General features: G+C 36.3%; 24 protein-coding genes. 18 read left to right on the top strand and 6 right to left on the bottom strand.

Features of this window, described 5'->3' with window-relative positions:
- The first annotated feature begins 2 nt into the window (after nt 1–2).
- The 8 genes from MKX96_RS15400 (at nt 3) to MKX96_RS15365 (ending at nt 5,671) form a co-directional block, all read left to right on the top strand.
- Nucleotides 3–347, top strand: coding sequence for a YwqH-like family protein (locus MKX96_RS15400; protein ID WP_340886077.1), 345 nt, complete (start codon nt 3–5; stop codon nt 345–347).
- An 18-nt stretch (nt 348–365) separates the two neighbouring features.
- The gene (locus MKX96_RS15395; RefSeq protein WP_340884926.1) at nt 366–665 is read left to right on the top strand and encodes a YwqI/YxiC family protein; all 300 of its coding nucleotides are present in this window, start codon (nt 366–368) and stop codon (nt 663–665) included.
- Nucleotides 662–2,146, top strand: a complete 1,485-nt coding sequence (locus tag MKX96_RS15390) for a ribonuclease YeeF family protein (RefSeq protein WP_340884924.1) — start codon at nt 662–664, stop codon at nt 2,144–2,146. The genes MKX96_RS15395 and MKX96_RS15390 overlap by 4 nt, the downstream gene beginning before the upstream one ends.
- 16 nt (nt 2,147–2,162) lie before the next feature.
- The gene (locus MKX96_RS15385; protein ID WP_340884922.1) at nt 2,163–2,933 is read left to right on the top strand and encodes a hypothetical protein; all 771 of its coding nucleotides are present in this window, start codon (nt 2,163–2,165) and stop codon (nt 2,931–2,933) included.
- Between the two features lie 14 nt (nt 2,934–2,947).
- Complete coding sequence (locus MKX96_RS15380; protein WP_340884920.1) at nt 2,948–3,406, top strand: DUF5085 family protein; 459 nt, start codon at nt 2,948–2,950, stop codon at nt 3,404–3,406.
- Complete coding sequence (locus tag MKX96_RS15375; protein ID WP_340884919.1) at nt 3,403–3,852, top strand: DUF5085 family protein; 450 nt, start codon at nt 3,403–3,405, stop codon at nt 3,850–3,852. The genes MKX96_RS15380 and MKX96_RS15375 overlap by 4 nt, the downstream gene beginning before the upstream one ends.
- Before the next feature lie 205 nt (nt 3,853–4,057).
- Nucleotides 4,058–4,834 (top strand): hypothetical protein, encoded by a 777-nt coding sequence (locus tag MKX96_RS15370; RefSeq protein ID WP_340884917.1) that lies wholly within the window; start codon nt 4,058–4,060, stop codon nt 4,832–4,834.
- Between the two features lie 36 nt (nt 4,835–4,870).
- The gene (locus MKX96_RS15365; RefSeq protein WP_340884915.1) at nt 4,871–5,671 is read left to right on the top strand and encodes a hypothetical protein; all 801 of its coding nucleotides are present in this window, start codon (nt 4,871–4,873) and stop codon (nt 5,669–5,671) included.
- Nucleotides 5,672–5,838: 167 nt separating this feature from the next.
- Here the strand turns inward: MKX96_RS15365 and MKX96_RS15360 are convergent, their stop codons facing one another.
- Nucleotides 5,839–6,039, bottom strand: a complete 201-nt coding sequence (locus MKX96_RS15360; protein ID WP_340884913.1) for a hypothetical protein — start codon at nt 6,037–6,039, stop codon at nt 5,839–5,841.
- Between the two features lie 187 nt (nt 6,040–6,226).
- On the opposite strand from MKX96_RS15360, the gene MKX96_RS15355 reads away from it, so the two are divergent.
- Both MKX96_RS15355 and MKX96_RS15350 read left to right on the top strand, forming a co-directional pair.
- Complete coding sequence (locus tag MKX96_RS15355; protein ID WP_340884911.1) at nt 6,227–6,652, top strand: HEAT repeat domain-containing protein; 426 nt, start codon at nt 6,227–6,229, stop codon at nt 6,650–6,652.
- A gap of 135 nt (nt 6,653–6,787) precedes the next feature.
- Nucleotides 6,788–8,389, top strand: coding sequence for a M20/M25/M40 family metallo-hydrolase (locus MKX96_RS15350; RefSeq protein ID WP_340884908.1), 1,602 nt, complete (start codon nt 6,788–6,790; stop codon nt 8,387–8,389).
- A gap of 94 nt (nt 8,390–8,483) precedes the next feature.
- On the opposite strand, the gene MKX96_RS15345 is transcribed toward MKX96_RS15350, so the two are convergent.
- The gene (locus MKX96_RS15345; protein ID WP_340884906.1) at nt 8,484–10,196 is read right to left on the bottom strand and encodes a methyl-accepting chemotaxis protein; all 1,713 of its coding nucleotides are present in this window, start codon (nt 10,194–10,196) and stop codon (nt 8,484–8,486) included.
- A gap of 307 nt (nt 10,197–10,503) precedes the next feature.
- Between MKX96_RS15345 and MKX96_RS15340 the strand changes: the two genes are divergently transcribed.
- On the top strand, nt 10,504–10,989 hold the full coding sequence (locus tag MKX96_RS15340; RefSeq protein ID WP_340884903.1) for a C40 family peptidase: 486 nt from the start codon (nt 10,504–10,506) through the stop codon (nt 10,987–10,989).
- Nucleotides 10,990–11,426: 437 nt separating this feature from the next.
- On the opposite strand, the gene MKX96_RS15335 is transcribed toward MKX96_RS15340, so the two are convergent.
- The gene (locus MKX96_RS15335; protein WP_340884901.1) at nt 11,427–12,530 is read right to left on the bottom strand and encodes a CdaR family transcriptional regulator; all 1,104 of its coding nucleotides are present in this window, start codon (nt 12,528–12,530) and stop codon (nt 11,427–11,429) included.
- 126 nt (nt 12,531–12,656) lie between these two features.
- Here MKX96_RS15335 and MKX96_RS15330 point away from each other — a divergent pair, with 126 nt between their 5' ends.
- Together MKX96_RS15330 and MKX96_RS15325 are read left to right on the top strand one after the other, a co-directional pair.
- Nucleotides 12,657–13,793 carry a glycerate kinase gene (locus MKX96_RS15330; RefSeq protein ID WP_340884899.1) on the top strand — a complete coding sequence of 379 codons (1,137 nt, stop codon included), beginning with the start codon at nt 12,657–12,659 and terminating at the stop codon, nt 13,791–13,793.
- Nucleotides 13,794–13,797: 4 nt separating this feature from the next.
- Nucleotides 13,798–15,141: a GntP family permease gene (locus MKX96_RS15325; RefSeq protein ID WP_340884896.1), complete on the top strand. Its 1,344-nt coding sequence runs from the start codon at nt 13,798–13,800 to the stop codon at nt 15,139–15,141.
- A gap of 164 nt (nt 15,142–15,305) precedes the next feature.
- On the opposite strand, the gene MKX96_RS15320 is transcribed toward MKX96_RS15325, so the two are convergent.
- Nucleotides 15,306–15,635, bottom strand: coding sequence for an S-layer homology domain-containing protein (locus MKX96_RS15320; RefSeq protein ID WP_445678199.1), 330 nt, complete (start codon nt 15,633–15,635; stop codon nt 15,306–15,308).
- 277 nt (nt 15,636–15,912) lie between these two features.
- Here MKX96_RS15320 and MKX96_RS15315 point away from each other — a divergent pair, with 277 nt between their 5' ends.
- A complete protein-coding gene (locus MKX96_RS15315; protein ID WP_340884891.1) occupies nt 15,913–16,986 on the top strand; it encodes a branched-chain amino acid aminotransferase in 1,074 nt (357 codons plus the stop codon).
- A 186-nt stretch (nt 16,987–17,172) separates the two neighbouring features.
- On the opposite strand, the gene MKX96_RS15310 is transcribed toward MKX96_RS15315, so the two are convergent.
- A complete protein-coding gene (locus tag MKX96_RS15310) occupies nt 17,173–17,772 on the bottom strand; it encodes a transposase (RefSeq protein ID WP_340884888.1) in 600 nt (199 codons plus the stop codon).
- A 270-nt stretch (nt 17,773–18,042) separates the two neighbouring features.
- Between MKX96_RS15310 and MKX96_RS15305 the strand changes: the two genes are divergently transcribed.
- From MKX96_RS15305 to MKX96_RS15290, 4 genes are all read left to right on the top strand, one after another.
- Nucleotides 18,043–18,750 (top strand): response regulator transcription factor, encoded by a 708-nt coding sequence (locus MKX96_RS15305; RefSeq protein ID WP_340884886.1) that lies wholly within the window; start codon nt 18,043–18,045, stop codon nt 18,748–18,750.
- Nucleotides 18,740–20,101: a sensor histidine kinase gene (locus MKX96_RS15300; RefSeq protein WP_340884884.1), complete on the top strand. Its 1,362-nt coding sequence runs from the start codon at nt 18,740–18,742 to the stop codon at nt 20,099–20,101. Before MKX96_RS15305 ends, MKX96_RS15300 begins: the two co-directional genes overlap by 11 nt.
- Nucleotides 20,102–20,142: 41 nt before the next feature.
- On the top strand, nt 20,143–21,342 hold the full coding sequence (locus tag MKX96_RS15295) for a PepSY domain-containing protein (protein WP_340884882.1): 1,200 nt from the start codon (nt 20,143–20,145) through the stop codon (nt 21,340–21,342).
- 373 nt (nt 21,343–21,715) lie between these two features.
- Nucleotides 21,716–22,684, top strand: a complete 969-nt coding sequence (locus tag MKX96_RS15290; protein ID WP_340884879.1) for a carbohydrate kinase family protein — start codon at nt 21,716–21,718, stop codon at nt 22,682–22,684.
- A gap of 80 nt (nt 22,685–22,764) precedes the next feature.
- Here MKX96_RS15290 and MKX96_RS15285 read toward each other — a convergent pair whose 3' ends face one another.
- Nucleotides 22,765–23,736, bottom strand: a complete 972-nt coding sequence (locus MKX96_RS15285; protein ID WP_445678198.1) for a proline dehydrogenase family protein — start codon at nt 23,734–23,736, stop codon at nt 22,765–22,767.
- Nucleotides 23,737–23,957 lie beyond the last annotated feature (221 nt).

Raw genomic sequence — 23,957 nt, 5'->3', positions numbered from 1 at the left:
TTATGTATTGGTATATGAAGCTAGCAGAAGTTAAGGCGAAGATAACTAGGTTAAATGCGTGTCAAGCTTCTCTCGCAGGGAAGCAGGGAGAATTTCAGTCCAATGAGCCTAAATGTATGGACCCGGAGCTTACTCCAACTACTTGGCATGGAACACTTGCGACAGCCTTTGATGAGATTCGTGAAGCAGGAATACATCAACCTTATTTAGAGATTATAGGAACTCAATTTGGTGCTGTATTTGCAGCAATTGCGGCAAAAATTGCTGAACTTCAAGCAGAGATAGTTAGTATCCAAGCGACTATTGATCGGCTATTAGCTGAGGAAGCTGCCAACAATATGAAATAATAGCGGGGGTGTATGTATATGTCAGAGGAAATAAAAATTGTTTATGCGGATGTAGAGAACCAATTAGAGCAAATGACAGCCTCCAATGAAGCGTTAAATCCCACAAAAGAGGCGCCAATTGAAGGAAATGTGCTAGACGTGGCTACTAAGTTAAATGAGCTCTCCGTAAATCTAGAAACTTTGTTAATTAAATATCAACAGCTATTAGGAGAAAATATCCTTACAACTAAGGAATCTGTCACATTTATGAAAGAGACGGATGAAACCATATCAACGGGTATTAATAGCTCTGGTGGCCATAGGATGTTGGCTCAATGAAGGTATTGGATGTAGATTTACTTCAGACAGGAATAAAAAATAACGTGGATATGTTGTCGCGTTTAGAGGAAGAAATGAAGGTAATTGAAACTTCTATAACTGGTTTAGTGGAGTTGGATCACTCATTAACTGGGGAGGGGGGAGCGGCTATCCGATCATTTTACAACGATTGCCATCTCCCTTTCCATAAATACTTTTTAGAATTTAATCAAAATTTCAAAATAAAGCTAAACCAAATAAAATCTGCTCTGGATTCGTTGGAGCCTGATTACGCTGGTCATATTCAAGAGAGCTTTCTGGAAGGAGAGGTTGAAGAAGGACTGGTAGTAATATCTAACACTACTAGTAATTTAACTGAGGAGTCAAATGCCATAATAGATGGGGTTGCTGATATAGTAGCATTGCCTCATCTAGATGATAGTGAGGTACAGCAAGGTGTAACAGACTCTCGTAAAAAGAAGGATGTTACGGTTGAAAACTTACATGAGTTTGATACAACCCAGACTTCCGCACTTGTAGCCGTTGAGTCAACTTTAAATGCTCTTAATAAATGGCTAATGGAGATAGAAGGAATGATGAGTGCAGGACTAACTGATACTCATTTTCCTGCAAAAGCATGGGCGGAATTTACAGCTTGTACTCCAATCCTGAGTGAGCTATCCGGTAATGTAAATGACCCTGGATCAGTGGCGGATAAAGATGCTTCTGGTGAAGCTGGTAAAGTTTCTGAAGATAATAGATTTGATCAAGTTAATGATTCTCTCGGGTACTATGGTAATGCTACTACTATTGTGAAGGATGCTGAATCAGGGTTTCTTATGTGGATGGCTACTAGGAATGGGGAACTGTCTTCTGATCTTAGATTTTATGTTCCTCAAAAAGGTGGCACTTCTTATCGAATTTATGCTAGTCCACTGGCTATGGGAGTTTTGGGCTTTCCAAATCAGAGTGGTGGGATGCTAAAATATGCTGGAAAGAAGCAAGGGCAGTCTGGCTGGTCACCGCAAGGAGAAATGGTGTTAGAGAAACATCCTCATCTTAGGTATTGGGGAGAGAATACTACTTTAGCGGAAAAGGGTAAAACTATTGGTTCCGCAACTCTGAGGGGGACAGCAGAAGGTTTTAAGGATGTATTCGATTTAAGAGGAATTGCACAAAATGGGTTAGTAAAAGGAGCCACTAGAGCTGTTGCTCCTATTACCGCTGGTTTAAGCTACTATGATAATTATAGTACTGCCAAGGAGAATGGATCGAGTGAAGGTGCAGCACATGCAAGAGCAGTTGGAGAAACTGCTGCAGATGTTGCAATCGGTAGCGCCATTCAGGTTGGCTTAACTGCAGCGGGTACTGCCTTAATACCGATCCCAGGACTAGGCACTTTTTTAGGTGCAGCAGCAGGTGTTGGTGTCAATATGTTACTAAACGCCAAAGGTAAAGATGGTGAATCCGCAATGGATAAACTAAAAGGAATCTTCCGTTAAGAAAGAGGAGAGACATTTGGTAAGTAAGTTGAAGGAAGAAGACTTTGAGGTTTTAAGAATACCTTTAGAGTCTGGAAGACAAGGACCATCTCAATTGGCAACAGCCTTAATATTAGGGGCAATATTCATGCCTATGATTTATGCATTAGAATACTACGTGGCAGCTTACGATTCTATTTTCCCGTATAAACAGAAAATTTTAGAGGTGCACTTTTGGTTTACTGGTGTATTGGTTATTCTCTCAATTGTTTATGCTATTCCATTTATATATCGTAGAAGCCAAAGAGTCCAATATTTATTGACCATATTAGTCTCTCAAAATCTTTTTACTTTTCCTTTATTTATTTGTGCATTGTTTTTTATAGGAAAAGAAGGGGAAGGGATGAAGGCTACGCCAGATTCTCTTCTAAATTTTACATACATTTTATTATTTATTGGTTTACTTGTTTTTCTCATAACATTTGTTCGATTTTATACTTTGTTACGAAAAGGACAGTATAGAAAAGGATCTAGCAAGGAGATCCTTCGGATAAAATTTGAAAAAAAATCGTTGTTACCTACAGCTATAATAGTTGGAATTGGATTAGTATTGGTTCTTCAATATATTGTTAGAAATTCTGCTATACATGACATAAATATGTACGGTGTAGTTCTTATTGGTATAACACTGTTTTATGTGATGCTATTTGTTTTACCTGAGCAGCTAGTAATCTTATATTGTAAAATTCGATTTAAAAGTTTTAATTTTAATGAGCATGGTTACTTGAATAGTTTGGAATCTGAATAGAGAAGGTGAAACTGATGGGAATTGAATTATGTGCACTAATGTTCGAAAACTTGCTAGTTTATAAAACAGAGGGTAAAAAAGAAAGCTGGCAGGAAGGTATTTATTATTTGGACGATATTGCTTTAAGTAAAGATGTATATAGAAATGGACCACTATTTTTCTCTTACAAAGGGAACGACACTGATCAAACATTAGGGGAATTTACATATTATTTGCCAATAAGTAGTCCAGTCGAGGTAACAGAGGACTCTGACTTTACTTTTCAAAAGGATTTTAAACTAGATCGAGCGTTATTATTAAGGCAGGCTGACGAAAAGCTTGATATCAATATTGCATTTGCTGAAGTACAAGCATTTTCTAATGAAAATAATTTAGAGATTGAAGATTACTTTTATTGTATTCTTTTAAATGTGTATGGAGAATATATAGTCGATTTATATGCTCCATTAAAAAGTCAGGGTGATGAAGAATGATCGTAGAAAATCATCAAATTGCTTCTCGTCATGTAGCTTCTAAACTATACAATTTTGTCCCTGAAGAAATTGAATTAGCTTTCCAAGATTTCGTGCAGATATTATCTGAATACAATTATACACCTACAGGAGTGGTATTTTATTCGATTATTGGTGAGTCCTCAGAAGGGGTTATGACAGCTGAGATATTTATACAAATAAGTGAAACTTCTATAGCTATACCTCGTGAGGAAGCAGTGAAGTTTACGAGCTATTTTTGTGTAGATCATTTACTTATGACACGAGTGCAGGGTGATTTTGACATGAAATCTCAAGAAAAATATCAAGAATTATCTACCTATATGGAGCAGAAAAACTATATTCAGAAAACCCCACTATTTGTTCAAATCAAAAAAATGCATACAACCGATTCTTCTTATGTGGAAATGAGTATAGGTGTTTTATAATTTATAAATAATGACAATCAAAAACTTAGCCTATGCCATTGTTGGTATGGGCTTGGTGCTATTTTGGGGTCATACAAAAGTTTAGGTAGATGAGCAATGAATATTTTGTGATTGCAAAGGGTGGTAGTAGAGGAATGTTTCTAAATTAACTCGTGTATGGAGTTTAGCTGAAAAGACACTCCGTTCAAATTAAGGGGTGATTTAATTGAGATTAGTAGAGGAAGATTTTGAAGTATTAAGAGAACCGTTAGAATCTGGCAGACAAAGTCGAGAAAGTCTCAGTGCTTCTTTAATCCTTGGCATCTTTATACAAGCTTTAATGTTTTCTTTAAATTATTTTATGATTGGGGATATCACTACTTTTCCATATAATGAGGAGATAATAAATATTCATTTTTGGATTACTGCAAGTTTGATAGGATTAAGTTTGCTTTATTCTATTCCGTTTGTTTACAAAAGAAGTGAAAGAATACAATATTTGCTTGTCATTGTTGTTTCACATAATATGTCTTCGATTCCTCTCTTAATTATGTCTCTGTTTTTAATAGGTTTGAAAGATGAAGGCATGACTACAAACGAAGGTACTTTATTGAAAATCGCAACTATTACTTTAGGAATAGGACTATTTTTATTTGTTGCTACTTTTGTTCGATTTTATATCTTACTAAAAAAAGGTCAATATCGAAAAGGTTCCAAAAAAGAAGAACAAAGAAGTGAATTAGCAACTATGGCTTTTTTTCCAAGAGTTGCATTACTATGCGGAATTGGATTAGTTTTGATTACTAAGTATATCTCTAAAAACTCCAATTACTATGACAGCAATTCTGCTTTACTTATTGTTGGTGGCATATTTTTATTTTTTGTAATGATAGTCATATTACCCGAGCAACTCGTTATTTTATATTGTAAGTATAAATACAAGAGTTTCAATTTTAATGAGCGAGGTTATTTGTATTCTAGTGAGAATCAAAACGATGGATAGGAGTTTAATAAATGAACGGAGTTGAATAGAAAAACAATGGGCACATTAAGGGAGGAAGATTTTGAAGTACTAAGAGAACCGTTAGAATCTGGTCGCCAAAGTAGGGAAAGTATAAGTGTTGTATTAATACTAGGTATTTTTTTACAAGCATTGATGTTTGCTATAAATTATTATTTAGCAGCACCTTACTCTCTTTTTCCGTTTAAAGAGGAGATAATTAACATACATTTTTGGTTAACTGTTACTATAATCGGATTAAGTATTGTATACTCTATCCCGTTTGTTTATAAAAGAAGTGAAAGGATACAGTACGCACTTTCCATTTTGGTTTCCCATAATGTCGGTTCCATTTCATTCCTGATTATTTCCCTATTTACAATAGGGTTGGAGGATGAGGGTTTGACTAACAATGAGTATGCCTTATTGCAAATCACCTACGTTATTTTAGCAGTAGCACTTTTTTTATTTATCCTTATAATGGCACGTTATTATATACTGCTTAAAAAAGGTGACTACCGAAAAGGCACTCAAAAGGAAGAACAACGAAACGAACTAGCAAATATGTCGTTTGTTCCTAAAGTCGTACTAATAGGGGGAGCTGTATTTATACTTATAACGAAGTGGATCTCTCATAACTCTAATTACTATGACAGTAGTACTCCGGGTATCCTTGTTTTGGGCATGATTGTATTTTACGCAATGATAGCAGTCTTACCGGAGCAGCTAATCATTTTATATTGTAAGTGTAAGTATAAGAGCTTTAACTTTAATGAACGAGGCTACTTATATTCTATTGGAAAACAAGAGGTTAAGAGAAAACAACGGGTAGAAGCATAGACACAATGTTACAGGTGCCTGGCACTTGTAATATTTCATAAAAAAGTATATAAAAAACGCATCCGTTTTAAATAGGGGTGCGTTTTGCTTTTTAAGGGAAATGTATTTTATTTTGAGGATTGATTTTATAAAACTAATAATAATTAGGACCGAGGAACGCTGCTTCATTATCGTTGTTTTTTTACTTGAATTCGTGCTACTTGATTTAAATTGATTGTGTATTTATTTTCAGTTTGCACAAACATTCCACCATTTATGTATTCGCGCTCTGCTGTTCTAATGTCTGTGTCTGTTTCAAATAGTAGTTGATGGCCATCGTGAAAGGACAATAAAAATTTATATTTTTTTATTTCATCGACGTTTTTCAACCAATCACCTCCTTTTGGAAATTGTATCATTTATATATATTAATTACAATATAATTGGTAATTATACAGTATTATTTAATTGCTTTTGAGGTGGAAATATAAAAAATAGGTTTTAATGAGCACATAGTATATAATTAATGGACAAACATAATGTGTTTTAGATGAAATTTAAAGGAGTATGAATTGATTGAGTAAAAAGTCTATAAAAAATGAGTTACCTGAAAACTATGAGGATCTTAAAAAAGCAGCTAACCGTACTGGAAGCTGGAGAACTCGTTTAAGTGCCGTTGAAGAGTTGGGAAATTATAATACAAGCCAAGTGATTGATATACTAAAAGTAAGATTAGACCATGACCCAGTTTTTCAAATTCAAGAAGAAGCATATCGCTCATTGCTTGAGTTAGGGGAAGATGTCGTGTTACCAAAGCGTAAAAAATTCGAATTGGTAAAAGGAGCAAATAAAGTATTTGTTCGCGTGAAAAAGAGCTTACCAAAAGATCATACGTTTGACGACTATTTAACTAAGCTAAAAAGAATGCGTATCGATGTATATGATGCGTATGAAGGTGAAAAAGGCTTAGAATGGCTAGAAGAAGAATGGAAAAAATTATAAGGAATTCTGGAAAAGGTCAATTTGTATTGACCTTTTTTTGTATATTTATGGATGAAATATTACAGGTGCCAGGCACTTGAAATAATGTAAAATAAACTATATAAATATAAAAAAGATTTTGTTAGGAGGATTAGTATGAATAAGCTTTTATGGGATACGTCAGATCGACTTCGTGAATTATTGTGTGAGCTTGTGAGCTGGAATAGTATTACGTTAACAGATGGAGAAAGGGAGTTTGCTCCTAAGTTAATAGAAAAGATTCGAGAGCTTGAGTATTTTCAAACCCATCCGAGTCAGCTCCAGCTTCATGATGCTGGCTTGGGAAGACAGGTAGTGACAGCTTTATATAAGCATCCTTCTGCAACAGAAACGGTTGTTCTTATTAGTCATTTCGATACTGTGCAGACAGAAGAATATGGTACTTTGGAGCCTTTAGCTTATTTTCCGGAGGAGTTAACTAGAAAGTTAATGGAGAATCCTAGTGAGTTACCGGAAGATGCTCAAGAAGATTTGGCAACCGGCAAGTATTTGTTTGGCCGTGGAACGATGGATATGAAGATGGGATTAGCCTTACATATGCAGTTGATTGAAAAAGCTACTGTGGAAGAATGGCCAATTAATTTAATTCTCACAAGTGTACCTGACGAAGAGGTAAACTCTGCTGGTATGCGTGCGGCTGTTACTCAGTTAGTTCGAATTCGTGAAGAGTTTAATTTATCATATAAGCTGTTTTTAAATAGTGAGCCTTCATTTTCACAGGTGCCAAAGGATATTGACGAGTATATCTACTCTGGTACGATAGGTAAAATTATGCCCGCTGCACTATTTTATGGAAAGGAAACTCATGTAGGAGAGCCGATGAAAGGGATGACGGCTAACTATATTGCTTCTTTCTTAACACAGCGTATGGAATATAACCCTATATTTACAGAGCATGACCTTGGGGAAAGTACTCCGTTGCCAGTTTCTTTACAGCAAAAGGATTTGAAAATGTCTTATTCAACGCAAACACCGTACCGAGCAGTTGCTTTGTACAACGTGTTTTTATTAAGAAGAACTGCTTCTGACATTATGGATCTGTTTGAACAGGTTGCAAATGAGGCAATGGACGCTTTGAATAAAACCTATCAACAAATTTGTGAAAGGGAGCAGGTCCAAGGAATAGGACAGGTCAGAGTTTTGAAATATGACGAGCTGCTTGCGTATGCCAATAAAAAATTAGGGATAGAGGAAGTTCAAAGACTTAAGCAAGAAGTACTTGCTGAAGAGGAATGGGACGATCGTGAAAAATCACTTCGAATAGTAGATAGTCTTATGATTCAATGTCAGGAGCTCTCACCAGCTACTGTCTTGCTCTTTGCCCCACCATATTATCCAGCGGTTAACACATCCAAGGATCCACTGATTATAGAAGCGGTGGAGCTAATGAAGCAATCTGCACAATCCTTTAATAATACAGTAAAACAAATACATTATTTTAATGGGATATGCGATTTGAGCTATGTAAACTATGAAGACGATGGAAACGGCTGGACAGCATTTGAAAGCAATACACCAGTATGGGGAGATACTTATGATATCCCATTTGAAGATATGGCAAAATTAAAGGGGCCAGTACTGAACGTAGGACCCTTCGGCAAGGATGCTCACCAAAAAACAGAAAGACTACATATAGACAGTGCTTTTGTTGAAATGCCAGTAATGCTAGAAACCCTTATTAAAAGCCTATACAAATAAAAAATAGACGCCCCCTGTAACGTGGGCGTCTATTTTTGTGTCTTCTGAAAATATTATTACAGGTGCCAGGCACTTGTAATAATATAGGTGATCGTTAGAGTTTAAATTTGTTTATGAGGTTATGAAGTTGTTGTGCTACTTCGGATGTTTCAGCGGAATGCTGTGAAATCTCGTCTATAGAGGCAGAGGTTTCTTCTGTTACAGCTGAAATGGTGGTAGTCACTTGTTCAATTTCTCTTATAGATTCTGTTAGATTTTCGATAAGATCTACTACTTGCTTAGAGTTAGCAGCTTCTTCGGTTGTCATTGTAGAAATCCTTGAGATTTCCTCTGCTGTCTTACCGACAGCTGTAGAGATATTCTGTAAGGATTGAGAAGTTTGCAGAACGGTTACATTTCCAGTTTCGATTAGTTTGGTGCTGGTGTCCGTAGAGGTTACTACGTGTGAGATGTTTTCCGTTATCTCTTTTACGATTTCTTCTACTTGTTTAACCTCTAGATTAGACTGTTCTGCTAGCTTGCGAACTTCTTCTGCTACAACTGCAAATCCTTTTCCATGCTCACCAGCACGAGCTGCTTCTATAGAGGCATTAAGTGCTAGTAGATTTGTTTGAGCTGCTATGCCCGCGATGGACCCAGTAATGTGCTGTATTTTATTAGTTGCTTCATCAAGCTTAACAATCATTGCGCTAGTTTCAATGGAGGCATTTCTTATTTTGTTCATGTCTCGACTAGTTTCTTCGGCTTTTTTGAGTCCTTCTTGAGCAATCTGCATAGTGGTCATTGATTGTACCGAGCACTGGTCCGCAGTTTCCTTTGAATGCTGTAGGCCGGTCGCTAAATTGTTTAAGATAACAGTTGAGCTTTCAGCAGATGCTGTTCCAGTTGATATAGATGCAACGTTTTCGCTCATATTATTGGCAATCTGATGAGCTGCTTCCTTCATTTCATTCAAAGAGGCTGTAGTTTCTTCTGCATTTTTCATTAGTTGGGAGGAAGTATCTTGTATCGTTCCAATGATCGTGCGTAGGTTACAAGCTAGCGTATTAAGCGTCCTACTTAAATTGCCAACCTCATCCTTACTTGTAAACTTTGTGTCTTTAACAGCTAAGTTTCCATTTGCGATCTCTTCTGCATGCGCAATCAAAACAGATAATGGCTTTGTTTTTCTTCTAATTAAAAGAAGAGTAACTATAGAAGCTAACAATAAAGGAAAAATGCTTAATAATAATCCTTTACTAACTACATCCCATGTTCTTTCAGAGACGATGTCCGCATTAAAATCTATTACACTAATAGCAATAATTTCTTTAGAAGGGTCATGATCCTCGAAGATTGGAGCATAGCCAGACAAACGATTCATCCCAGCGTACTCATAGCTTTCTGAGTAGGTAGGGTGCCCCATCTCGACAAGCATATCAACTGCTTCTTTATCTATGTAGAATTGATCTCCTGCTTTAAAGCCAGTTTCTTTTAAGTTATCATCCGTAGCTAAGATGGTTCCTTCCAAGTCAATAATATACTGGGTTTCAAATATATCTTTATGTGCCGTAGTCCAGTTGAGCTGTTCGCCTACGCTTTTAATAGCAGCAGCGTCTCCAGTTAGAATTTTATTCATATCTTCAGGTGTAATTAAACCGGTAGTAATATTAGCACAACCATATGCTTCAATCCCAGCTGCTTTGTAAAGTTCCCCATAGGCAGTTTTATAAGTAGCTACAGAAGTAATCGTAAGCATAACAATCATTACCCCGACGATAATTGTACCGAGATGTAGAGTAAGTGTATTTTTCCATTTCAGTTTCACAATAGTAATCTCCTATTCTTTTTGGCAAATAATAGTTAACCATCTATTTATAACACATATATCCTAATGATAGATAGAGGAAAATAACAATAATATTATAATTCATGCTAATAAATTAGGCATATTGTACTTATTTGTTCAAATTTAAAACGGGAGGAGAGTCTTAGTATACTTTTTGGCTTGTAATCTGATTGTTACACAACTGTAAAATCACTAATGTTTAAACCATGTTAGTATGGGTATAGAGAAATTTTTAACGAGAAAAAATAGAGAAATTTTTCAATACTTCTTTGGGGGAACATCAAAATTGACTTCTTTGTTTAAAAAACTTATCACGATCTTAACACTAACTCTAGTTTTAGCCATGGGAACATTTGCGGGAAGTACAGAAGCAGCTAGCTCTGTAAAATCCAACGAAATAGTATCAAGTGCGAAAAGTCTAATAGGAACTAAATATCGTTATGGTGGCACAACGAAGGCAGGATTTGATTGCTCTGGATTTATTGGGTACGTGTACAAAGGTAAAGGTGTCTCTCTTCCGAGAACTGCTGCTGGAATGTACAGTAAAGGAACGCCAGTAAATAAAGCTAAACTAGCAGTTGGGGATTTAGTATTCTTCAATACGACTGGTAAAGGTGTATCACATGTTGGGATGTTTATCGGGAATGGTCAATTCATTCATGCTTCATCATCAAAAGGTGTAAGAATCGATAAAATTAATGATCCTTATTATTGGGGTAAAAAATACGTAGGCGCTAAAAAAGTTGCTAACGTTCAAGTAGCTAAAAAATAATACAAATAAATAATATAACCGTTTCGGCTAATGAGCTGAAACGGTTTTTTCGTTTAAACGTAAATTTCTAGTTTTTTAAAGCTATGTTAAAGTTATTGGTCAATTTTGATTAACAATTCTTTTTTATAGTGACTGTAAACATAAACAAAGGAATTTTCAAATGGCTATTAAGAACATAAATAGATGATGAAATTGGGGTTGGTGACAGTTTTTCAGCTTTGTTTATGCGAGTAAATTTATTAGCGCTTTATCGATGCTAAAGCTGTTCCCGTTTATTGATTGGAGTGCCAGACGGCGACTCCAGTGAGATGTGTGAGACAGATAAGACATCACAACCACGCGCGCAAGCGTTGGGTGGTGGCTTATCGCTCCCCCGCGGAAAGCGTCCTGCTGTGGCGAAAAATCAATTCTACTCTCTGATTTAAGATTTCTTTGCATCATAAATCAACCCTACTCTTTAACATAGTCTTTTTTAATAACAAAGCTAACTGGAGTGCTAATGCATCCTGAAAGTTAGTAGGATTATAACCTGTTACTTGTGCTATTTTGTTTAGACGGTAGGTGAGGGTATGGCGATGAATCCCGAGTTCCTCAGCACAAATAGAGAGCTGAAGACTGCAATCAAAATATTTCTGCAAGGTAGTTTGTAGTTTAATATCCAATGGCTCTAGTATTTTTTTTGTATAGGTTTGAACCTCAAAGGATTCTTTATTTTTAAACAGAGAGTAAATTTCTACCTCCTCGAAGGAAATGACTGGTTTGTTAGGATTTCCGTATTGAAGAGCGAGCTTGGCTGTTCGGTAAGCATAATGGACTTGCTCTAATAATTGAACTTCTCTACCTAGCCCAATGGAAAGAGAATAATATTTCATTAGTTTTTCTGCTAATAAGGTAACTTTGCGAGTGAATGTTGTTTTATCCAAGCCAGAAATTAAAATAAAATGCTCGCTCGCTTGGTAATGACCGACCAAAATAGAATCTGTTTCTAGATAGTATTCTATTTCCTGAATAATATTTTGATAAGAGGAAGACTCTGGATCTACCTCAAGCATCATTGCATAAAATGGGGCTTTGTTTTGAAACCCTATTTTGTTGAGCCTTTCCTGTAAATATTTCTGGATTGGCTGTCCACTCATTAATTCTTCGAAGACGAGCTCTTGTATTTTCCGCTTCCACTCTCTCTCAGAGACTATTAATGCTTGATGTACCATCATTTCAGTTGTTAACTGAAGAAGTGTTGCTATCTCCTCCATGTCGGTAGGTTCACCTGTTACTCCAATGATCCCGACTATTTCATTTTGATAAAATATAGGTAAATTAATGCCACACTTTGTTCGGGGAAAAAGGTGATTATTATCCTTTGTAATCCTTAGCGGCGACTTAGTTTTAGCTACTTCAATAGCACCTTCATGTATATGATTTACTCTTAGCTCATCGCCAGAGGCAAGTATGACTCCATTTGTCTGCATAACGTTAATATTTCGATGAAGACGAAGCATAGTTTGCTGTACTATCTGTTCGGCTAATTGCTTGGTTATCAATTGAATCACCTCAATGTATAAAAAACTAGCTGTTATAATACAGGAAAATTATACATTAAGTATAATGTAATCATTTTTTCTTTGCAATATAATCTTTGTAAGCGCTTTAATCGGAGGAGAGAATATATGAAAATTGTAATTAGTCCTGACTCTTACAAGGGTTCATTGTCAGCAACTGAGGTTGCTAGGGCTGTTTCCAACGCGATTCATGAGGTTGATCCATCTATTGAAACTGTATTACTACCTGTAGCAGATGGTGGGGAAGGAACGCTAGAACCCCTTGTCATTGCAACTGGTGGAAGATTTGTAACAGCAAACGTTCAAGACCCATTAGGAAAACAAATAGAGGCGGTTTATGGGGTGTTAGGAGACAAAGAGACTTGTGTCATTGAAATGGCGAGAGCTTCTGGTTTGACTCTATTGTCGCAAGATGAAAGAAATCCGCTAATGACATCAACGTTTGGTACAGGTGAACTGATTCGTCACGCACTCGATCAAGGATTCCGAAAGTTTATTGTTGGAATAGGGGGGAGTGCAACGAATGATGGCGGGGCAGGGATGCTACGTGCATTAGGAGTTGAATTTAGGAATAAGGTAAAAGAAGAAATACAAGCTGGGGGAGGCTCTCTTGTAAATCTTGAAGAGATAGATATCAGTCGAATGGATAAGCGAATTCAACGTTCACAGTTCATATTAGCTTGTGATGTGGATAATCCCTTATTAGGCAAAAATGGTGCTACGGCTGTGTTTGGTCCACAAAAAGGGGTAACTCCACAAATGGAGGAACTGCTAGAGAATGGTTTAAAGAATCTTGCAAATAAAATAGCGGAAGTGAAAGGTATTAGGGTGCATCAGATGCCAGGTGCTGGTGCAGCTGGAGGACTTGGAGGTGCTTTTCTTGCTTTATTTCCTGTCCAATTAAAGCCAGGCATAGAAGTTGTCATGGAGGCCATTCAATTTGAAAAGCACTTAGAGGATGCAGACTTCGTCATTACAGGAGAAGGTAAAACGGACAGACAAACTCTCTCTGGTAAAGCTCCGATGGGAGTTGCTGTTGCTGCAAATAAAAAAGGGATTCCCGTTATATTGCTCTCTGGCTTTATAGAGAAAGAAAGCAAAGTAGACTTGTCTACCTATTTTTCTAAGCTTGTTAGTATAGTAGACCATTCAGTGAGTGTGGAAGAATCCATAAAAGACCCGGTTCATTATTTAAGTGTAAGAACTAAGGAAACAATGCAAGCCATTCTAAAGGAAGAGGTGTAAGGTCATGTTGTTTTTAGTTATTTTGTTAGGAGTTGTTTTTGTTGTAGTGGCAACAGCAGTGTTCAAGCTACATCCCTTTTTGGCTCTATTAATCAGTGCCTTCTTTGTAGGTATTGCTTCTGGTATGCCACTGCTAACTGTTGTAGAGAATGTTAACTCTGGCTTTGGCGGTTTAATGACGAGTATCGGAATTGTAATTGTTGCGGGAACAATTATAGGGGTTATTCTTGAAAAGTCTGGTGGAGCTTACCGAATGGCAGAGGTTGTCCTTCGTATTCTAGGTGAAAAAAGACCGCAGCTTGCCATGTCCATCATAGGTTTTATCGTATCAATACCTGTATTTTGTGATTCTGGATTTATTATTTTATCAAGTTTACAAAAATCATTAGCAAAACGTGCGAAGGTCAAGGTAGCATCTATGGCAGTAGCTTTGTCTACAGGGCTTTATGCAACACACACATTAGTGCCTCCAACTCCTGGACCAATCGCAGCAGCCGGAAATATTGGAGCAACAGATTATCTTGGAACCATTATTTTAGTTGGTTTGTTTGTAGCCATACCTGCCACTATCGTAGGTTATTTATGGGCCGTGAAGGTTGGGACTAAAATCGACGTGCCAGCGGATCAGGAAGATGCACTGGATTACGAAGAGGTTATTAAATCCTTTGGAAAAATGCCATCTACCTTTAAAGCATTTTTACCAATCGTACTACCAATTTTATTAATCGGAATAGGTTCGGTAGCTGCATTAGTAGGCGATGAATCAGGATTAACGAACTTCTTAAGATTCCTTGGTTCTCCAACTGTGGCACTATTGTTCGGTGTATTAGCTTCCTTCTTTTTGCTACCTGAAATTAGTGAAAAAACGTTGTCTGGTTGGATTGGTGAAAGCCTTAAGGAAGCAGCACCAATTTTATTAATCACCGGTGCAGGAGGAGCTTTTGGGACAGTAATTAAAAACTCTGGAGTAGCAGAGCTTCTACAGGAAATGGACTTAGGGGTATTGGCTAATGGAGCATTATTCCTACTAGTGCCATTCCTTATTGCGGCAGCACTTAAAACAGCACAAGGCTCCTCAACAGCTGCACTAGTTATTACTTCATCACTGGTAGCACCAATGTTACCAACTCTAGGCATAGAGGGTGCATTACCGTTAGCGCTAGTTGTTATGGCGGTAGGAGCAGGAGCGATGACAGTGAGCCATGTAAATGACAGCTATTTCTGGGTAGTAACTCAATTTAGTGGCATGAAGGTTACAGACGCGTACAAAGCCCAAACAATGGCAACTCTACTCCAAGGTATTACAACAATCATCGTTACAGCAATCCTTTGGTTTATATTTGTTTAATGATATAGGAGCTATGTTTTGGTGCTTATGTTACAGGTGCCAGGCACCTGTAACATAAGCGATGCCAGTAAATATAAGTAACCTTGAAACATAAACGCCTTGATGAAGTTAAAAACCCCATCTAGAACCGGTGCATTCGCCGGTGTTTAGATGGGGTTTTGAGTTTAGTTGAAATTAATCATGTCATCGCGATAGTTTTGTTTTAGGTCAGATTCAAGGAAGTTCATATATCTAACAAGTAGCTGTGATGCTTTTCCTCTTGTAAGGACTTCGTTAGGATTGATACGATTTTTTCTGTCTGGATTGATTAAGCCTAGTTCACTTGCTACATAGATGCTATCTTTTGCTGATTTTGGTATTTTGTTGTCGTCAATGAACTTCGTTGTGTAACCAGGAGTCGGTGCACGTCCCTCTAATCCAAGAGAACGAATAATAATGGTTACTGCCTCTGCTCTAGTGATAGATTTATTTGCTCCAAATATGTCAGCATTCACTGGAGTTACAATTTCTTTATTTAGTGCGCTTTCAATATACACATAGTTCGAATTTATAATATCTAAAAATTAACGGTTTATTTAAAGGGATATTAAGATATAATTCCTTTAAATTTACAAAAATGAAAAGTAGAGTTAAAAATACACAAAATTTTTAGAAAATTTTCTAAAAAGGTGTTTTCAATTTTGAGAAAAGGAGTATAATTGCATATAATATATTGCACATTTATAAAAGTTGCAATTTACTAAATAATTAAATTGATAGGGGTAATACAACATGAATAGTGTGAAAATCAAGGTTACAGAAAATGAAATCAAAAATGAGAAAACACCTGCCGGCCAACTTGCCTTTGGTACTAAATTTACAGATCATATGTTTATTGCGGACTATACAACAGGTATTGGATGGCATGATCATCGGATTGTCCCTTATCAACCGATTACGTTAGACCCTTCTGCAACTATATTACATTATGGGCAAACGGTATTTGAAGGCATGAAAGCGTATTTGTCTAAGGATGGCGTAGTTCGTTTATTTCGACCAGAACAAAACATGAAACGTATGAATATTTCCTGCGATCGACTCAGTATGCCTCAAATAGATGAAGAGTTTGCTATAGAAGCATTGAAAGAGCTGCTTGAGATTGATAAGGAATGGATTCCAAATGAACCGGGAACATCTCTATATATCCGACCATTTATGATTGGGACTGAAGCACATTTAGGTGTTTCTCCATCTAAGACTTATAGCTTTATGATTATTATGTCGCCCGTTGGCTCTTATTATAAAGAAGGTATCCATCCTGTAAAAATATTAGTAGAAAGTGAATACGTTCGTGCAGTGGCGGGTGGTACAGGAATGGCTAAAACAGCTGGTAATTATGCTTCTAGTTTAAAGGCACAGGAAGTGGCTGATAAAGAGGGTTACTCGCAAGTATTATGGCTAGATGGAATTGAACGAAAGTATATTGAAGAAGTAGGAAGCATGAATGTGTTCTTTAAAATAGATGGAGAGGTTGTTACTCCAGCCTTAAACGGTTCTATTCTAGATGGCATTACTAGAAAATCCATTATCGAGCTATTAAAATATTGGGGTGTGCCGGTAGCGGAACGCAAGGTGTCAATGGAGGAAATTAGAGAAGCTTATTTAAACGGTAAGCTGGAAGAAGCATTTGGAACAGGAACTGCTGCAGTTATTTCTCCAATTGGTGAGCTTCGCTGGAAAGGCGAGCTATTCTATGTAAATAACGGAGAAACTGGTGAGTTATCTAAGAAATTATATGATACATTGACTGGCATTCAAAGTGGAACAGTGGAAGATCCTTTTGGCTGGGTTACAGAACTAAAATAAAAGTGTGAATCGCTCCTAGGTTAAGAAAAGGAGCGGTTCTTTTCTTTGAAAAATGAATTAATGTTATGAATTTGTTGCAATTTACAGCTCGTTTAATGAAGGACATGAGATGGATCTTGCAAGAAATCATGTCTTTACAGGTTGTGCAACTGTCTCCATTATTCACACGCTGTACATCCAATTAATTTAATTAGTAGGAATCTCGTAGTCAAAATGTATATCTTGTTTAATCCGAAAATTTTCACAATAGGCTACGTAGGTTCTTTCTTTAATATCTGGGTAATTTTTTATTAAATTGGGAAGCAACTCGGTGTTTACAAAAGGATAGTCACTTTTCTTATCGAAAAAATAATATTGAAACGAACTATAAGGATAGTATTCCATCTTATTGGTCATAGCCTTGGAAGTCGTTAAAGGGTTTTGATGAATGTAACTACTGACATTTAATAAGCCTATAGGGTCGGAAACCATACTGGAAAAAAATCTAGTTTCATAGAGTTGTCCAAAATAATTATATTTACGTTTGAAGTATTCTGAGTAAGTCTTGTTGATGGATAACATCACTTCCGAAAGTGGTGTCTCAGGGGAGCGGATTAAAAGGTGGTAATGATTATTCATAATACAGTAAGCAATAATTATGAAATTCGATTTTTTATATGTACGTTGTAAAGCACGGAAAAAGAGAGAAACATCTCCTTCGTTCAAGAAAATATTCTGTCGATTATTGCCTCTCATTGTCACGTGATAATAAATCTCTGGCTGCCAAATCCTCCGCATTCTCCCCATTTTGCTAACCTCCATCTATTCTTTTAACAAACATACTATAAACCTATAAAATGTACAATAATGGAAATTATGCAATATTCACAATAATTTGATTTTTATAGATATTATTCGATGAAATTCTTGTTTTATCGCTTAAAATCGTGTTGAAAATAAAATTAAAGCGCTTTGTTATAGGTACTTTACAGGTGCCAGGCACCTGTAATGATTCTGTAATGTGTATAATTTGGTCGGTATATTGTGTTAAAATAGCCATAAAGAGGGGGATTCCGTATGAAAGAGCAGATATTAATTATAGAGGATGAGGAAAATATTGCTCGTGTTCTACAATTAGAGCTGGAATTCGAGGGGTATTCTGTCGAGATTGCTTATACAGGTACAGATGGCCTTATTAAATATAGAGAAAAGCCGTGGGATCTTGTGCTGCTAGATTTGATGCTGCCAGGGTTAAATGGGTTAGATGTATTAAGGAGAATTAGAGCGACAGAGGCTAAAACTCCAGTTATTTTATTGACTGCAAAGAGCGGGCTGGAGGACAAGGTGAAGGGGTTGGATCTAGGGGCAAACGATTATGTGACGAAGCCGTTTGAAATTGAAGAGCTTCTTGCTCGTGTACGTTCAGCCATTCGTTTCAATAAATACTCTGCTTCAGTATCAGATCAAGTAGACAATGTTCATGTTTTCCATTCTATTACTTTAAATGAGCAAACGAGAGAGATTACTAATGATGGGGAACAAGTCAATTTGACACCACGAGAGTATGATTTACTACTTTACTTAATAAAGCATCCTAACCAAGTGTTATCAAGGGAGCAGCTTTTAGACGCTGTGTGGGGCTTTGATTATTATGGGGATACAAATATTGTGGACGTTTACATAAGATATGTACGAAAAAAATTAGAGGAGAAAAATTGTTCTTCTTTCATTCAAACCGTAAGAGGCGTGGGATATGTTTTGAAGGAGCTAAAAAATGAAGCTTAAAGCAAAAATTCATCTTTTCTCTACATTTTTAACGCTAGTAATTTTAGGATTAATGAATATAGGTATCTATTTTATATTTGAGTCAATGGCTTTTGATACCGAGTACAATCAGTTGAATAATGAAGTAGACGAGCTGATTGGCGCTCTCAGTAAAATGGGAGCGGATGACGATCCAGCTACTATTTTACGTGCTTTTATCCCTCCTAATGGAGGAATTAGAGTGATCAACGCCAAGGGTGAATCTATCGTCTTTGTAGAGTCAATCGAAGAGATGAAAGATTATAAACCGGAGTTAGAGAATGGAGAGCGATATACCTCAGGTTATTTTCGAGGTGTCCCCGTCCTAACTATAACAAAGCCAGTCATATGGCAAAATGGCGAAGTTGTTGAAATCCATACGCTTAAACAGCTTGTTGAGGTAGATAAAAATTTAAAATTCCTTCGTTGGACCTTAATAGGGGTAACTATAATAGGGATGCTCCTTATGACAATTTCAAGTGTCACTTTAGGTAATATCATTACTAAACCTATAAATAAATTAATTAAAACCATGTCCCAAAGCAGGATGTCAGGAAAATATCAAAAAATAGAGTTAAGTAAAAATCGTAAAGATGAAATGACTCAGATGGGAATAGCGTTTAATGAAATGATGGAGCAGCTAGAGGAAAACTACAATAAGCAGGAACAGTTTGTTTCTGATGCTTCACATGAATTAAAAACGCCACTCACTGTCATCGAAAGCTATGCAAAGCTATTGTCTCGTCATGGCTTCAAAGATAAAGCAATAGCAGAGGAATCAGTAAATGCAATCATTCATGAGACGGCAAGAATGAAAGAGATGATTTCTCAAATGTTGTTACTGGCCAAAGGGAATGGACAGCACACTCAAAAGTCGGAAACAATTGAATTGTATGAGCTGGTGGAAAATACCTTGCAATCTATGCGCACTGCTTATAATCGTAAATTTATATTAAAAGGTGATGGCCCTGTCTACGTGAATACAGATATGGAGCAGCTAACACAGCTTCTTTTTATTATTCTAGATAATGCGAGGAAATACAGCGAAAAAGAAATTAAGACGACGATTACCGAGGAAGAAAATCATACAGTAGTCGCAATTTTAGACTATGGGAACGGTATTCCTAAAAAAGATATTGATCATATCTTTGACCGATTTTATCGTGTCGACGAGGATCGAAATAGGAAAACAGGTGGAACTGGTCTTGGATTGTCCATTGCAAAAGAGATTGCCAACCGTTTATCTCTCGAACTGGAAATAGATAGCACAATTGGGTTTGGTACTACTATTTATATTTTTATTCCAAAAACTCCAATTCTCATCAATTTTTAATGTTTATCTTTTAAAATAGAATTGGGGGGAGGGAAGCATGAATGAAATTTACTAAAATCAAAAAATATACATTGATTTTTGTGTCAGTGATCGTCATTGTAGGCACTGGGTTTTTGTTTAATGTTACCCAAACGAACAGGCAATTTATGTCAGAGAATGATGTTCGTTCCCAGCTAGAGCAATTGTATGATGCAGAAGTAACTGATATAACGTTAAAAGAAAATGTATACAAGGCTGTTATTACAAAAGGTGGCTCTGTTTATTTAGTAGAGGTTAACTCTACAAATGGAGATATTTACACAATGGAGCAGACGAATGAATATATGTTAACAGGTATTTCTCAGCCTGTTGAGCAATCGGAATTCGCCACATATAGTGATACTTTTGAAGTTAGGGAATATCCATTAACTAGTAATATACGTAAGAAAGAAACAAACAATAACATTGTAGTAGAAATGAGTCCCATTACGCAAATACAGGTAAAAGAGGACACAATGAGCATGGTTAATAAAGTAGAAACCGCTCAAGCGACTGAAATGAAGTTGATTAAGTCTAGTATTTCAGCCACTTCTTCAATCCAAGAAAAGTTAAGTGATTCTAAAGTAGACAAGCCAATTACAGAAGTAATTAAAAATGCAATAAAGGATGTCTTGAAAACTGAGCCTGTGAAAACAGAGGAAGTTAAAAAGGAACCAGTCAAAGTGGAGGTTGCCAAGTCCGATGAGGGCAAGGCTGATGCTAAGGCAGAGGCTGCAACTGATTCTATAGAAGGTATTAAAACAGACTCTTCTAAAACAGAACCAACCAAAACAGATATAAGCAAGACGGAAACTACTAAAAATGAAACCTCCAAAGTGGAGTCTGTAAAGGTAGAATCTACTAAGGTAGAGACTAGCAAGACAGAAGAACCGAAAAAAGAGGAAGCTAAAAAGGAAGAGCCAGACGCTAGCTCTACTAGTACCAATAAAACACAAACTGAAACCAAAAAACCTGAAGAAGCGAAGCAGGAAAGTACTGCTACCGTGTTAATTACTCCGGAGCAAGCAACTAAAATAGCCCAACAACAATACAAGGGAACCGTAGATAGTAATTCCTTTATAAAAACAAATGAAGGTGGCTACTATTTAATAGTGATGCAAACCGCAGATGGTAACTCGAAGGATAGTAAGGATAAAAAAACAAAAGCGACGATCCAGGTACATGCAATCTCTGGAAAAATATTATCAGTAACATGGGAATAAAAATTCTCATCAATTTCTAATAAAACTCTCTGTGTATTCTCATTTAGTTCAGATATGATGAATATATAGAAAAATTATCTTTAATGTTGTTGAACGAGTTTTGAAGGAGCTCTTTCTCCAACTTAGTATAATCGGGGATATCTAACACACGAGCGATAAAACGATGTGGAAGTACGAAGGCAAAAAATTTACGGCGTATTAAATATACCTTGAGCGATAACAAGGAAAAAACACCTCATTCTACCATCCCCGTAGAATGAGGTGTTTTTATTTACATTTTAACTTTTTTGGAAAATAGTATATCCTTTATTTAATCGATGAAACAGAGCTATATTTCATAGTTTACAATACTCTAATAGAGGTGATTACACATATGTATGACGTGGTAGCATTAGGTGAGATATTAATCGACTTTACACCCTATGGGCAATCCGACAATAAAAATACATTATTTGAAAGAAATCCGGGTGGAGCCCCAGCGAACGTATTGGTTATGCTTAGTAAATTAGGGCTAAAAACATCCTTTATCGGTAAAGTAGGGGCAGATGACTTTGGGACGTTTCTTAAGGAAACTTTAGTATCTAATCATGTAGATACGACTGGTATAGTGACAACTGGGCAAGTCAACACGACCTTGGCTTTTATTCATCTCCATCCGGATGGAGACCGTTCTTTTAGTTTTTACCGTAAACCAGGTGCTGATATTACTTTAGAGGAAAAAGAAGTGAACTATGAATTAATCGACAAAGCAAAGTTATTTCATTTTGGCTCCGTTTCCATGACTAGTGAACCTGCGAGACAAGCTACTCTTAGTGCAGTTCAATATGCCAAAAACAAAGGAATACTAATTTCATACGACCCTAATTTACGTGAAAGTCTATGGGACGATTTAAGTGAAGCGAAGAAAGTCATTACCGATAGTTTGAATTTTGCGGATATATTAAAGGTATCTGAAGAAGAGCTTCACTTTTTAACTGACACAATGGACTATGCAAATGGAACTGAAATATTAAGTAGAAACTATGGGATTCCATTGATTTTGGTGACTTTGGGCGAGAAGGGATGCTTTTTTAGATATAGGGATACCACAGAAATGATTCCACCTTACGTAGTAGAAGCAATTGATACAACTGGATCAGGAGATGCTTTTTGTGGGGCTTTACTATACAAAATTTTAGCAGAGTCTAATATGGAGAATTTGAATATAGACAAGCTAAAATCTAGTGTGCTCTTTGCTAATGCAGCAGGAGCATTAGCTGCTACAAAAAGAGGTGGAATACCTGCTCTTCCTGAATTGAAGGATATTTATCAGTTACAGGAGGGCAGTCGTAACGAAGTCTAATATTGGCTTTAAATAAAAAACGTGAAATCAAGTCACTGATTTCACGTTTTTTATTTATTACTAGTATGTCCTGTGTAGTATTATTTTTTTCTTTTTGTCAATCTTCCTAGCGCAAATGCACCTGCTGCAAGACCGATCATAGTGTTCGTTTTTTTGTTAAACACTTGTTTTACGACAAGGTTCATGTTTGCAGGTCGTTCAGCAAGACGTCTCATGAAGTAACCATACCAGTCTTTTCCGAATGGTACATATGTGCAGAAGTTAAAGCCTTCTTTTGCTAGTTGTAACTGCATATCAGTACGGAAACCATATAGCATTTGGAACTCAAATTTATCATGTGAAATATTATTATCAACTATAAATTGCTTGATATGATTGATGACATTATGATCGTGTGTTGCGATAGAAGTAAATTTACCATTTAATAAGTGCCATTCAATTAGCTCTATATAATTTTGGTCAATTTCCTCTTTTGTTTGATAAGCTACGTCTGCAGGTTCTTTGTAAGCACCTTTTACAATACGTAGACGGAAGTTTTTATACTTTTGAATATCTTCAGCTGCTCTAAAGAAGTATGCTTGGATAACTGTTCCAACTTGATCATATTCCTTAGATAGCTCGTCCAATATGTCAAAGGAAGGCTGTAAATGTTTGTTAGATTCCATATCGATATTAATAAATGTATTATATTTTTTTGCGACTGCAATAATATCTTTTAAATTTTGTAAAGCAAAATCATAATCTATATCCAATCCTAATTGGGATGGTTTTAATGAGATATGAGCATCAACTTGATGTTCCTCTATTGCTTCGATCACTGCGATAATTTGAGCTTTGGCTTCTAAAGCCTCTTCTTTTTCAAAGACAAATTCGCCTAAATTATCTACCGTACAAGAGATACCTTGAGCATTAAGCTTTTTAATACTTTCCATCGTTTCTTCGATATTAGTCCCAGCTACAACATGTTGGGCACCCATTTTTAAACCATACTTTTTAGCGGCCCCATTTAATACTTGGTTTTCTGATAATGTCATAAAAATATCTTTTAACATGATGATACTCCTATCTCTATTGTGATAATTAATTATAGCATATAACACCTTTTTTCGTGCAAGTAGGACAAATAACCTCATACACCAAATGCAAATAATCACTATTTTTACCTTTTTTTAAATAATTAGAAAATGTCTTGCGTAAATAGTCGAATTGAGATAACTTTTAGTAGTATATGAATCTATTAGTAGGAGCATTTATACATATTATATTAGGAGGT

Source organism: Psychrobacillus sp. FSL W7-1493, from assembly GCF_038004905.1.
Classification (GTDB): domain Bacteria; phylum Bacillota; class Bacilli; order Bacillales_A; family Planococcaceae; genus Psychrobacillus.
The sequence above is the reverse complement of the archived record's forward strand: the minus strand, read 5'-3'. Positions and strand labels throughout refer to the sequence as shown.